General features: G+C 63.5%; 11 protein-coding genes. 6 read left to right on the top strand and 5 right to left on the bottom strand.

Going from position 1 to position 12,950, the window contains the following annotated elements:
- Positions 1 to 26 precede the first annotated feature (26 nt).
- The 4 genes from gudD (at position 27) to SO140_RS28270 (ending at position 5,822) form a co-directional block, all read left to right on the top strand.
- The gene (gene gudD / locus SO140_RS28285; RefSeq protein ID WP_449377032.1) at positions 27 to 1,370 is read left to right on the top strand and encodes a glucarate dehydratase; all 1,344 of its coding nucleotides are present in this window, start codon (positions 27 to 29) and stop codon (positions 1,368 to 1,370) included.
- 78 nt (positions 1,371 to 1,448) lie between these two features.
- Entirely contained in the window at positions 1,449 to 2,897 is a 1,449-nt protein-coding gene (locus SO140_RS28280; protein WP_449377031.1) for an aldehyde dehydrogenase family protein, read from the top strand.
- Positions 2,898 to 3,023: 126 nt separating this feature from the next.
- The gene (garD, locus tag SO140_RS28275) at positions 3,024 to 4,565 is read left to right on the top strand and encodes a galactarate dehydratase (protein ID WP_449377245.1); all 1,542 of its coding nucleotides are present in this window, start codon (positions 3,024 to 3,026) and stop codon (positions 4,563 to 4,565) included.
- Between the two features lie 51 nt (positions 4,566 to 4,616).
- Positions 4,617 to 5,822, top strand: coding sequence for a mandelate racemase/muconate lactonizing enzyme family protein (locus SO140_RS28270; RefSeq protein ID WP_498541598.1), 1,206 nt, complete (start codon positions 4,617 to 4,619; stop codon positions 5,820 to 5,822).
- A gap of 57 nt (positions 5,823 to 5,879) precedes the next feature.
- On the opposite strand, the gene SO140_RS28265 is transcribed toward SO140_RS28270, so the two are convergent.
- The 4 genes from SO140_RS28265 to SO140_RS28250 all read right to left on the bottom strand — a co-directional run bounded on the left by SO140_RS28265 (position 5,880) and on the right by SO140_RS28250 (position 10,262).
- Entirely contained in the window at positions 5,880 to 6,101 is a 222-nt protein-coding gene (locus SO140_RS28265; protein ID WP_449377029.1) for a hypothetical protein, read from the bottom strand.
- Positions 6,098 to 7,615 (bottom strand): CYTH and CHAD domain-containing protein, encoded by a 1,518-nt coding sequence (locus tag SO140_RS28260; RefSeq protein WP_449377028.1) that lies wholly within the window; start codon positions 7,613 to 7,615, stop codon positions 6,098 to 6,100. The genes SO140_RS28265 and SO140_RS28260 overlap by 4 nt, the downstream gene beginning before the upstream one ends.
- Before the next feature lie 222 nt (positions 7,616 to 7,837).
- The gene (locus SO140_RS28255) at positions 7,838 to 8,551 is read right to left on the bottom strand and encodes an outer membrane protein (RefSeq protein ID WP_449377027.1); all 714 of its coding nucleotides are present in this window, start codon (positions 8,549 to 8,551) and stop codon (positions 7,838 to 7,840) included.
- A gap of 22 nt (positions 8,552 to 8,573) precedes the next feature.
- Positions 8,574 to 10,262 carry a hypothetical protein gene (locus tag SO140_RS28250; RefSeq protein WP_449377026.1) on the bottom strand — a complete coding sequence of 563 codons (1,689 nt, stop codon included), beginning with the start codon at positions 10,260 to 10,262 and terminating at the stop codon, positions 8,574 to 8,576.
- 247 nt (positions 10,263 to 10,509) lie between these two features.
- On the opposite strand from SO140_RS28250, the gene SO140_RS28245 reads away from it, so the two are divergent.
- Both SO140_RS28245 and SO140_RS28240 read left to right on the top strand, forming a co-directional pair.
- Positions 10,510 to 11,493, top strand: a complete 984-nt coding sequence (locus SO140_RS28245; protein WP_449377025.1) for an AraC family transcriptional regulator — start codon at positions 10,510 to 10,512, stop codon at positions 11,491 to 11,493.
- Positions 11,494 to 11,773: 280 nt separating this feature from the next.
- Complete coding sequence (locus SO140_RS28240) at positions 11,774 to 12,043, top strand: hypothetical protein (protein WP_449377024.1); 270 nt, start codon at positions 11,774 to 11,776, stop codon at positions 12,041 to 12,043.
- A 122-nt stretch (positions 12,044 to 12,165) separates the two neighbouring features.
- Here SO140_RS28240 and SO140_RS28235 read toward each other — a convergent pair whose 3' ends face one another.
- Positions 12,166 to 12,516 (bottom strand): hypothetical protein, encoded by a 351-nt coding sequence (locus SO140_RS28235; protein ID WP_449377023.1) that lies wholly within the window; start codon positions 12,514 to 12,516, stop codon positions 12,166 to 12,168.
- Between the last annotated feature and the right edge of the window lie 434 nt (positions 12,517 to 12,950).

The following is a 12,950-nucleotide window of genomic DNA, read 5'->3' as shown; positions in this document are numbered from 1 at the left end:
CGAAAGACAAAAGGGAGGAGCAGAAGATGGTCGAGAGCGGAATTTCCGGCGCGCCAATCGTCACGTCGATGCAGGTGATCCCGGTCGCCGGCCGCGACGGCATGCTCCTCAATCTGAGCGGCGCGCATGCGCCGTTCTTCACCCGCAACATCGTCATCCTCACCGACAACTCCGGACATACCGGCGTCGGCGAGGTGCCGGGCGGCGAAAAGATCCGCAAGACGCTGGAAGACGCCCGCGATCTCGTGGTTGGAAAGACGGTCGGCGCCCTCAACAACATCCTCGCCGACATCCGCACCGCCTTTGCGGACCGTGACGCCGGCGGCCGCGGCAAGCAGACCTTTGACCTGCGCGTGATGATCCACGCCGTGACAGCGGTGGAATCCGCGCTGCTCGACCTGCTCGGCCAACATCTGGGCCTGCCAGTCGCAGCGCTGCTCGGCGAGGGTGAGCAGCGCAAGAGCGTCGAGACGCTCGGCTATCTCTTCTTCGTCGGCGACCGCCGCAAGACGAGCCTCGCCTATGTCGAAGGCGAGAGCGGCAAGCCGGATTGGTTCAACCTGCGCCATCAGGAAGCGATGACGCCCGAGACAATCGTGCGGCTCGCGGAAGCGACCCACGATCACTATGGCTTTGCCGATTTCAAGCTGAAGGGCGGCGTCTTGCGCGGCGAGCAGGAGATCGAGGCCGTCACCGCGATCGCCAAGCGTTTTCCCAATGCGCGCGTCACGCTTGATCCGAACGGCGCCTGGTCGCTCGATGAGGCGGTCAGCCTCTGCAAGAACATGCACGGCATCCTTGCCTATGCCGAGGACCCCTGCGGCGCCGAAGCCGGCTTCTCCGGCCGCGAGATCATGGCCGAGTTCCGCCGTGCCACCGGACTGCCGACGGCAACCAACATGATCGCCACCGACTGGCGCCAGCTGTCTCACGCATTGAGACTCGGCGCGGTTGATATCCCGCTGGCCGACCCCCATTTCTGGACCATGCAAGGCTCGGTGCGCGTTGCCCAGACCTGCCGCGACAACGGACTGACCTGGGGCTCGCACTCCAACAACCATTTTGACATCTCGCTCGCCATGTTCACCCATGTCGGCGCCGCCGCGCCCGGCAAGGTCACCGCCATCGACACCCACTGGATCTGGCAAGACGGCCAGGCGCTCACCAGGGAGCCGCTCCAGATCAAGGGCGGCAAGATCGCCATTCCCGACAAACCGGGCCTGGGCATCGAAATCGACCGGGCAGCCATCGAAGCCGCGCATGGCCTCTACAAGCAGCATGGACTCGGTGCCCGGGATGACGCTATTGCCATGCAGTACCTGATCCCCGGCTGGACGTTCGACGACAAGCGTCCTTGCCTCGTGCGCTAAAAACTTCAGGCATGATCCCGGAAAAGTGGACACCGGTTTTCCGATGAGGATCATGCCCCTTAAGTATGGAGGAAAAAGATGACTGCGATCCTGAAGAATTTCATTGGCGGTGAATGGGTCGACGGCTCCGGCATCACCAAAAACATCAACCCCTCCAACACCAACGACGTCGTCGGCGAATATGCCAAGGCCGACAAGGCGCAGACCGAGAAAGCGATTGCGGCTGCCAAGGCCGCCTTCCCGGCCTGGGCGCGCTCGACGCCGCAGGAGCGCTATGACGCGCTGACCAAGATCTCGACCGAAATCCTCGCCCGCAAGGAAGAACTCGGCCGCCTGCTCGCCCGCGAGGAAGGCAAGACCCTGCCCGAAGGCATCGGCGAGGTCGCCCGCGCCGGCCAGATCTTCGCGTTCTTCGCCGGTGAAGCGCTGCGCCTGATCGGCGAGAAAGGCGCTTCTGTCCGTCCCGGCCTCGAGGTCGAGATCACCCGCGAGCCCGTCGGCGTCATCGGCATGATCACGCCCTGGAACTTCCCGATCGCGATCCCCGCCTGGAAGATCGCGCCCGCGCTCTGCTACGGCAACACGGTCGTGTTCAAGCCCGCTGAACTCGTGCCGGGCTCCGGCCATGCGTTGTCCGAGATCATCACCCGCTCCGGCATTCCGGCAGGCGTGTTCAACCTCGTCGTCGGCTCCGGCTCCGTGGTCGGCCAGACGCTGCTCGATCATCCGGACGTCGCCGCGATCTCCTTCACCGGCTCGGTGCAGACGGGACGCAAGATCGCGCAGGCCTGCGTGCTCTCCAACCCCATGAAGAAATTCCAGCTCGAGATGGGCGGCAAGAATCCGCTGGTCGTGCTCGACGACGCCGACCTCAAGACCGCCGTCGAGGTCGCCGTCAACGGCGCCTATTTCTCGACCGGCCAGCGCTGCACGGCCTCCTCGCGCCTGATCGTCACCGAAGGCATCCACGACCGCTTCGTCGCGGCGGTGGCCGAGCGCCTGAACGGCCTGTCGGTAGACGACGCACTCAAGGCTGGTGTCCATATCGGCCCGGTGGTCGATCAGAGCCAGCTCGATCAGGACCTGCGCTATATCAAGATCGGCCAGGACGAAGGCGCCAAGCTCGCCTGGGGCGGCGAGCTGCTCAAGCGCGAGACCCCGGGCCATTATCTCCAGCCGGCGCTGTTCACCGAGGCCAACAACAACATGCGCATCGCGCGTGAGGAGATCTTCGGCCCCGTCGCCGCCGTCATCCGCGCCAAGAACTACGAGGAGGCGCTGGCGATCTCCAACGACACCGAGTTCGGCCTTGCCTCCGGCATCTGCACCACCAGCCTGAAATACGCCACGCATTACAAGCGCAACAGCGAGTCCGGCATGGTGATGGTCAACCTGCCGACCGCCGGCGTCGACTATCACGTGCCGTTCGGCGGCCGGAAGGGCTCGAGCTACGGCGCGCGCGAGCAGGGTTCGTACGCCCGCGAGTTCTACACCACGGTGAAGACCGGCTACACGTTCCCTGGCTGATAGGCCATCGTCGCAGGGTGGGCAAAGCGAAGCTTGCCCACCGCTTATGTTCGGGGTGAAGCATGGTGGGCACGGCGCGTCGCGCCTTTGCCCACCCTACGATTTCAGTTCATGAGGCAAGAGCAGATGGACCAGTCAGTCGCAGCGAAAGAACAGCCTCTCTACGTCAAGCTCAACGAGCGCGACAATGTCGCGATCGTGGTCAATGATTTCGGGCTCCCCGCCGGCTCCCGCTTTGCCTGCGGGCTGACGCTGCGCGCCTTCGTGCCGCAAGGCCACAAGACGGCGCTGGTCGATATCGCGCAAGACGCGCCAATCGTCCGCTATGGCGAGGTGATCGGCTACGCTCTCTCGCCGATATCAGCCGGCGAATGGGTCGATGAGGCGCGCATCCGCATGCCGGAAGCCCCTGCGCTCGACAAGCTGGAAATCTCGACCGCCGTCCCCGCTCCGCTTCCCCCGCTCGAAGGCTATACCTTCGAAGGCTATCGCAATCCGGACGGATCGGTTGGCACCAAGAACATTCTGGGCATCTCCTCCTCCGTGCAATGCGTCAAGGGCACGATGGAATATGCGGTGAAGCGCATCCGCGCCGAGCTGTTGCCCAAATACCCAAACGTCGACGACGTCGTTCCCCTCACCCACGCCTATGGCTGCGGTGTCGCCATCGCCGCGCCGGACGCTGTCGTGCCGATCCGCACGCTGCAAAACCTCGCGCTGAACCCGAATTTCGGCGGCGAGATTCTCGTTATTAGCCTGGGTTGCGAGAAGCTTGCGCCCGAGCGGCTGGTGCCAGAGGGCGTAAACGACGCCATCGTGCGCATGCAGGATGAAGCCTTCGACGGCTTCGGTGCGATCGTCGGTGCGATCATGACGCAGGCCGAGGCGCGCCTGAAAATCCTCAACACCCGCAAGCGCGAGACGTGCCCCGCCTCCGATCTCGTCATCGGCCTGCAATGCGGCGGCAGCGACGCATTCTCCGGCGTCACCGCCAATCCTGCCGTCGGCTACGCCGCGGATCTGTTGGTGCGCGCCGGCGCCACCGTGATGTTCTCGGAAGTCACCGAGGTGCGCGACGCCATCCAGCTCCTCACCCGCCGCGCCATCAACGAGGACGTCGGCCGCGCGCTGGTGCGCGAGATGGCCTGGTACGACTCTTACCTCGCCCGCGGCGGCGCCGACCGCAGCGCCAACACCTCGCCCGGCAATAAAAAGGGCGGCCTTGCCAACATCGTCGAGAAGGCACTCGGCTCGGTCGTCAAGTCCGGTTCGAGTGCAATCGCAGGCGTGCTCTCGCCCGGCGAGAAGGCGACGCAGAAGGGCATGCTGTTCGCGGCAACGCCCGCCTCCGACTTCATCTGCGGCACGCTTCAGCTCGCCTCCGGCATGACCCTGCAGGTTTTCACCACCGGCCGCGGCACGCCCTACGGCCTCGCCGCCGCCCCCGTGATCAAGGTCGCGACGCGCAGCGAGCTTGCGCGGCGCTGGAAGGATCTGATCGACTTCGACGCCGGTCGCATCGCCACCGGCGAGAAGACCATCGAGGAAACCGGCTGGGACCTGTTCCGCCTGATCCTCGACGTCGCCAGCGGCCGCACGAAGCCGTGGTCGGATCGCTGGGGCATCCACAACGACCTGACGCTGTTCAATCCCGCGCCCGTGACGTGACACCGCCGCGTCGCGCCGGCGACAGGACAGCAACAATCAAGAGGACTCTCAATGTCCCGTATCACCGCCTTGCGCACCATCCGCATCGACGAGCGGCCGAACTTGATCTGGGTCGAGGTCGAGACCGACGAAGGGCTTACCGGCCTCGGTGAGAGCTTTCGCGGAGCGCAGGCGGTCGAGGCAGCCGTGCATGAGCTTGCGGCGCCCCTGGTGCTCGGCCAAGACTCCCGGCGGATCGAGGCGATCTCCCGCCAGTTGCTAACGCCCTATCTCGGCTTTCACAGCGTCAGCGCAGAGGTCCGCGCGGCGAGCGCCATCGACATCGCGCTGTGGGATATCAAGGGCCAGCGCCACGGCATTCCCGTGCACGAAGCGCTCGGCGGCGCGAGCCGGCTGGAGATTCGCGCCTACAACACCTGCGCGGGTTATGCCTACAATACCAAGAGCGCGAAACGCCGCGAGATCGGCGCTGACGATGCCGCACTCGGCCCCTATGACGACCAGATTGCCTTCATGCGCGACGCCGGCGCGCTCGCCGAGAGCCTCGTGAGTGAAGGCTACGGCGCGATGAAGATCTGGCCATTCGATCCCTTCGCCGCCAATGGTGGCCACTCGATCACGCTGACCGATCTCAAGACCGGCCTCGAGCCGTTCCGCAAGATCCGCGCTGCCGTCGGCAACCGCATCGACATCATGTGCGAGCTGCACAGCCTGTGGGGTGCCCACACCGCCGAACGCATCTGCCGCGCGCTCGAAGATTACGGCGTGTTCTGGGTTGAGGATCCGCTCTGCAAGATGGACGACGCGCAGGGCCTCGCCGATCTCAGGCGCCGGGTGAAGACGCCGATATGCGGCAGCGAGACGCTTGCGGGTGCCGCAAGCTTCCGCAACCTGCTTGCGTCGGAAGCGCTCGACGTGGTGATGCTCGACATCGCCTGGTGCGGGGGCCTGAGCGAGGCGCGCAAGATCGCGGCACTTGCAGAGGCCTACAACAAGCCGGTCGCGCCGCACGATTGCACCGGCCCGGTTGCGCTGATGGCGGGCCTGCATCTCGCCCTCCATGCGCCAACCGCGATCTTCCAGGAGGTCGTCCGCGCGACCCTCTCCACCTGGTATCGCGATCTCGTGACGGAGCTTCCCGTCGTCCGCAACGGCATGGTGTCGGCGCCGCGCGGTCCCGGCCTCGGGCTCGCGCTCAATCCCGACTTGCGCGAGAGGCCGGACGCGACGGTACGCGAGTCCAAACTCGGCGCGTGATCGGCTCGCGACCGTACCTCTGTCCGAGGCGCAGTCAGGATGCGCGATGGCGTCGTCTCAGTATTTCGCCACCACCGGCGTGTTGAAATGATAGTTCAGCCCGGAGCGGAAGATGTGCTCCTGGAGCTGGCTGGTGTGGGCAAACACGAACAGACCGAAATTGTTGGTGTCGACAAGGGTGGTCCTGACATTGCCGTAGGCGACACCGCCGGTCAGGTAGACCAGCGAGGAGCCAACCGAATAGCCGACGCGCGCCCGCGAAGTGCCGAACCAGTTCATCCGCTGATCGGCTCCAACCCCCGCACTTCCCTTTCCGCAACCTTCACCAGCGGCTTGACCGCCTGATCCTCCCGGCCGAGTACCACGCCCGAAGCAAATGCACGCGCGCGCCCCTCATGGCGTGGCGCCCGCGCCTTGAGCGCTGCGTCGACAGCCAAGTCGCGATGCGCGACGAAATCGTTGAGCGAGCCAAGCGCGTTTTGAATCTTCTTCAGATGCCTGGACAGCCCTGCCATCTGCTTCCGTTCGCGCCTGGACTGAAAAAGACTTTCGAAGAACTCGAGCGCATATCTGATCTTCTTGGCCCTGATGCGCAGCTTGTGCCGTTCCCGGGCAGACATCTCGTCGAGATGCCGACCCTGCTTGCGCAGCTTCCTGATGCGGCGATGCAGCAGGTTGCCGGCGAATTTGCCGATCGGCGCCTTGGCATCTTTTGTCGCAATCGTTTGGTCGGCCTCGATCCATTGCAGCGTATCGACCAGCAGGGACCGGTAGCGCGGCGCATTGACGGCTTCTCTTGCGCGCGCGAAGGCGCGCTCGCGCCTGGCACGGAACTCTTTCTTGATGGCCTTGCCGCCCCTGCGCAGCAACAGATCGCGCGTGGCAGGCTCGATATTCTCCGTCACGAAGACATCGAGCTCACGCGCGGGCGCGAGTTCGTTGGTCAGCCACTTCAGTTCCTGCTTGATCCTGTTCGTGCCCGTCCCGGACAGGATGTTCGAGAACAATGAGATGGCCGCGCGCAGGCGGCGCAATCCCACTCGCATCTGGTGGATTCCTTCCGGATCGCCATTGCGGACAGCGTCGGCATTGCCCGAGAAATGGCGTGCCGTCGCGCGACCGATGGTCCGGAAGGCTTCGCCGGCCCTCAGGTCGGCATTCAAGGCGATACTTTCGGCGGACAGAACCGGATGTTCCTCGCCGCGCGCCAGAGCATAACCGCGATCCGATTTCGATCGCAGATCGAGTTCGGCTTGCGATTTCCGTTCGATCGACCTTGCGACGCGGAACAAATCAACGAGCCGGCCGCTCTTGAGTTCCAGTTCAAGCTCCTCGACCGGGCTGGAGCGCTGCGCAGCGACAATATGTCCGCGATCAATGGCGAGTTCGATCTCACTTCTCCTGGTACGAAGCGGCAACGTGATGCGGTGCACCGATGTCTCGAACACGGGCTTCAGCTTGCGACGCAACTTCCCGGATGCAAACGGCTCGAGCGGAGTGCCCTGCACCTTGTCGAGGTTCGGCGCACCGTTTTTGATCTCCGTCTCCCATTCGCCGCGGCCGAACTGCGCACCGTTGGCCGATTTGACGGTCTGGATGTGCTTATCACCGTCATCACGCACGCGAAGCGTGAGGCCATGCCGTTTCAGCTTGTATTTTCTGGTATCAAAGTAGGTCGACACCAGATCGTTCTCGGATCGCGGTCCGATCTTGCCGCCAGCCATGCGCCCGTTCGCCAATGCCTTGCAATGGCGCACCGGCACGCGGAATTTCAGTTCCGTCTCGACAGCCATCCTGTTCGGACCCGTACGCTGCGACAGGTAACGGACGACAAGCGGTTAAGTCCCGCTCGAAATGCGCGGCCATGCAGGCACGCACAAAAAATTGCCGCAAGTCGGATAATCGAGCCGGTCCGAATCTGTTCCGTCTCGGACGATTGCTCAATCGAGCGAAATGCCGGCAGCAAGATTTTGCTACCGGCATTTCAATACGAGTCAGGCCTGCGCGTCTTGCAATCAGTATCGCGCCGTCACTGGTCCGTCCGAGCCGAAATGGTAGTTCACGCCGAACCGCACCAGGCTGACATTGCGTTCGGTCAGCGTGCCGTACAAATCCGACGGCGTCGTCGTCGTGAACGAGGGGATGAAGAGATACTCCGCCTTCGCCGACCATTGCGGCAGGAACATCCATTCCAGGCCGCCGCCGACCACCGCGCCCCGCACACCATCCGTCTGGGAGTTCTCTGCGACAGAATTGTTGGCCTTGAGTCCGGCGAACGCAATGCCGCCGGTGATGTAGGGCATGAACTGGCCGAATGCCACACCCACACGGCCGCGGCCCGTGTGCAGCCACGTGATTCTCGTCCGGCACGGAATTGGACCTGCGCAACCACCTTTCGACGTATTGCCGTCGATGTCGGCCGCCGAGAGGTCACCCTCGACGCCCACGACGAATGAGCCGAACTGCCAATCGTATCCAACCGTGGCACCGGCGATCCACCCGGTCTGACCGAAATCCCCGGAATCACCAAAGCCGCCGCCGAACGTGAAGTTTGTCTGCTCATGGCGCGAGGTTCCGCGACCCCAGCCGCCGGCGACGCCGACATGGAATCCGGTCCGTGGTGCGACAGTCGCGACCTGCGCATAGGGCACCGCCGCGAGATCGGCCGCCGCGGCTTGGCCGGCGATCAGGCCCAACAGCGAAGCGAGGGCAATTACATGCTTGATCATTGGTCTCATCCTCGTATTTCGCCTAATTGCCGGGGAGTTGGTAGCGCAGCTCGGTGAAGAACAGGTGCGTATGCGCCTCAGGCGGCGCGCCGTTGGCTACGAACCAGGGCTCACGCCGCAGATAGGAGTATTGCGCAAGGCCCGTGATAGCGCCGTATTGCGGGTCAGCCCAGAAGGTGTGCTTGAGATCAAGCGTCCACTGTTCGATCTGCTTGTTGGCGGCATTCGACGATTGCGGATAGCCGAAGCCGGCATAGCGATTGGGCGACGGGTTGGTGGGATCCAGGAAGTAGTTGTTCTCGAAGAACGCCTGACCGTAATAGGCCGACAGGACTGTTGGCTGCAGCACGCGCCACTCGAAGCCAGCAAGATAGCCGTACGAGCGAACCGTCGAAAGCGCGGCAGAGTACGTCGCCGGGCCGCTACCGGTCACTGTCGGCACGAGGTCAGGGCCGAGCGCTCCAAGGTAACGGCCACCGCCATCGCTCCAGAACGCGTTGCCCACGAGTGCAAAGGTCTTGAAGAATTCGAGATTGCCCGCAACCGTTGCCGCCCAGCCATTCGTATCGTGCCAGACCCAATTTGAGATACTCTGCTCCAGGCTGTTCGCCCGGAAATGCCGCCACATGCCGGCTGCCTCGAGATGCAGCCGCGTCCCGGACCATACGTCGCTGTCGTAGGCTGCCTTGGCGACCACATCCGGCATCCGGTTCGGCGTGCCGGGAATTGCGCCGGTGTCGAACTGATTGCCGAGTTGCGCATTGAAAGCGAACGGGTAGACCACCTCGTTGCTACCAACGTACTGCTGCGGATTTTCGATACCGGCACCGATGGTGAAATTCGGTGTCGCGTGCCACGCGAAGTGCGCCGCCGCCTGGCGCGCCCAGGGTAGGCCGACCTGGAAACTCTGGTCGATATTGTTGGTCAGGAAAATGTCCGAGGGATCGGGACCCATGCCGTGGCGGTTCGGCGTCAGCCAGCTATAGGTCTGGCCAAAACTCGTCTCGAACTGGCCCGCCTTCACGTCGGCATAGGCTAGCCGCATCCGAAAGGTGTGGCTGTTCGAATTGACGAACGTGTTCGCCGGGTCGTTGCCGTTGAAATCGCCCTCGAAATAGCCGGTGAGATCGACACCCCTGATGTTGCCGTGCGCGCGCAGACCGAGCACGGTGTTCTGCGCCGACAGCCGCGTCTCGGTGTTGTTGCCGCTGACGGTGTTGTTGAACGGAATCGCGCCGAAATTGGTCGTGGTCGCATTGCCGGTATTTGTATTGCGGCTGACGCCCGTCAAAGCGAGGTAGCCGACGGGCGCGATCTCGAAGCCGCCGACCTCGAACGCCGCCGCCTTGCGCGGCATCGGCGCAGAGCCGGCAGGCGTCGCGGCCGGCGGCGGCACGACGGACGCCGCGGCTGGGCGGGCGTCCGTTGCGGCCACGCTCACCGGCCGCGTCCTCGATTTCAGCGCCTGCATGTCGCCGTCGGCAAGCACCCCCTTCTTGCGCAGGATTGCCACCAGGCGATCGCCCTGCTCGGCAGGTGGCGCGGAGGTAACCGCCCTCGCCTCGCTCGATGAGATCACGCCCTTGCTGGCAAGCAGCGAGAGCAGGGCCTCGGTATCGCCGGCCATGACGGATGTGTCGCCACACGCAGCAAACGCGGCGACCGCCGTCGTCGTCAGCAGCGCCTTGCGAATCCCGAGCCCCAACCTCATTCCAACTCCTCCAGAATCAGCTTCGATCGCGTCAACGTCGACGCGAGAGCGAACAGCTATCCGCACGAGGCCGTCACGTGCTCGGACTGGAGAGAACTGGTTGGGACTGATGCGAACTCATCTGACGCTTTGGTGACAAACGATGTATTGCGGCCACACTGACCATCGCGATTGAAATGGCGCCGGAATTCGTTATCAACGCGGCCAAGCCATCGAACTGCCGGACGGTAGATCACGACTACGCAGCATGACCTCGCCTCCTCCGTCCTTCTCTCCCGTTCAGGCATCGACTGATGCATTTCCGGCCCGCCAGCGTCTTTCGATGTGGCGCGAGATATACGGCCGCAACATCGCCAACGTCGACATCGAGACCATCAGCGACCAACCATTTCATGCCAGCGTGACGTTCCAGGGCCTACCCGGCGTCGGGTTGGTCTCGGGATCGCGATCGCCTGCGCATTATCACGTCACGCGGCAACACCTTGCCCGTGCGAGGGACGGCTTCGCATTGTCCATGCTGATGAGTGGAGCCGCCACGACACAGCAACTCGGTCGCGAAATCATCGGCCGGCCCGGCAGCGCTTCGGTGATATCGGGTACTGATCCATCCGCGAACACGATGCACAGCTTCGGCAGCTTTATCACCATCGTGCTGCCACGGCCGGAGGTCTCGGCCCTGGTCCCGGATCTCGGCGCGGCCTATGCGCGACAGATCCCCGCCGAGAACGGCGCGCTACTGCTCCTGATCCGCTACGTGCAGACCTTGTATGAGAATGGCCCGCTCGACGATGTCGGACTGGCGAAGGTCGCAGCGAACCACATCGTCGATCTCGCTGCGCTTGCGATCGGCGCCAATGCCGATGCGGCGCATGAGGCGCAGCAACGCGGTGTTGCAGCCGCGCGGCTGCAATCGATCAAGGCGGAGATCCGCAAGCATCTCGGCGACGGCGATCTCTCGGTTGCGGCGCTGGCCTTGCGGCACGGCGTGACACCGCGCTACGTCCAGAAGCTGTTCGAGCGCGACGGCACCACGTTCTCGGAATTCCTGCTCGCTCGCCGGCTCGAGCGCGGATTGCAGATGCTGCGCGATCCTGCATTTGCGTCACATACGATCAGCGCGATCGCCTTCGAGTGCGGCTTCTCCGACATCTCCTATTTCAACCGGACCTTCCGACGCGCCTTTGGAGCGACGCCGTCCGACATCCGCATGGCGGCGTTGCGGGGACGCTGATGCGAGACTTCCCGTGAGGGATTGCGATGACCTCATGCCGACATGACGGTGCGAAAAGTAGAGACTTGGCGCGGAACGCATGATGAAGCCGAAGCCTGTTCGCTCGCGAGCGGCTTCACGAAACAGTCCTGAAACATAACAGCGGAGCGTTTCCGAATCGCTTCGTCGCGCTTCGTATGCGCAACCAAATATCTTGGCTCACGTTTGGCAGATCTGCGAACCTGCACCGGTGTCATCGCGACCAATCCTCCGATTGGTTATCTTCCCAAGGAGAATGGGTATGCGGATTCTTTCGATGATTGCCGTTGCCGGCATGACGATCGCCAGCACCGCCGGAGCATTTGCCGGCGAGCTTCCCTCCTACGAAGTGAAGTCATTTCCGATTTCGGCCACGCAGGTCCAGGTGCTCGGCGCCGCCGACGTTCAGGAGCAGACCTCCACGCCGACGCTAACCGTCCAAGGCATGCCCGCCTCGCCTGCGCAGATCGCCGTGCTGTCGCCGCGCGTCAAGGTGCTCGCGAGCGCGACCGCGACGAGCGAGCAGCGCTAACTCACACGCTTTCATTCCGCGGCTCGCGAATCGCGATCCCGACTCTCACCTCACTTCTCCGGATTCCGGGGTCCGCGTTCCCGCGTCACCCCGGAAACGACGCATCACCGCGCGTTCCATGCTCAGGTCATGCTGCCCGGCATGAAGCAGCGGACGCGCGGATGGCCGTCGACATAGTGCTTCCACACCATGGTCCTGCCGATCTTGTTCGGCTCGGTGATGACGGCACCGTCAGGCACCACGACCCATTCGTCGTCGATGTGCACGCGATAATGGCCGTTGTCGGATTCCCAATCGACGTCGGCGATGACGTAGCCGTCGGCGTCCGAGCAGCATTGCCCGTATTGGCTGTGCAGGCTCTCGAACCAGGGCTTGAGCGGCGAATGGGCATAACGCCCGTCGTCGCGCGCGAACGCCGACGTGGCGAGCGTGATCACGCCAAGCACGAGTGCGGTACAATGTCTTGCAAACATTCCTTCGTCTCCGCGGGTCGGTGTCCGCCGCGGGGCGCAAGCGCCGCTATTCGTCCGCCACGAACCGCGGCAGACGTGGAGAAATAGCGATTCGCTCCCCCAGCAGCTTTCCCGACCACTATGCAAAACCGGCGCCAAAGCGCATTCCGGGGAACTACTGTTGGGGACATCGACGGCATGCGTCTTTGGACTCATGTGCCCGCAGTCAAACAGGACTGCATTCCCATCACGCGGCTAGGCCGCGAAAACGAGACTGCACGTCTGCGATTGGAAATGTAGATTGGAAGATGCGATGGCGGACCTTTCGCCGTCATTGCGAGCTCAGCGAAGCAATCCAGATTATCTCAACGGATGCATTTCTGGATTGCTCACATGGGGAGTTGGTGTGTCAAGGTGGTTGGTCAGCTCTTTGTTCGATTGCAGGCCAGCTCTTC

The sequence above is a fragment of the Bradyrhizobium sp. UFLA05-108 genome (assembly GCF_059803455.1).
The sequence above is the reverse complement of the archived record's forward strand: the minus strand, read 5'-3'. Positions and strand labels throughout refer to the sequence as shown.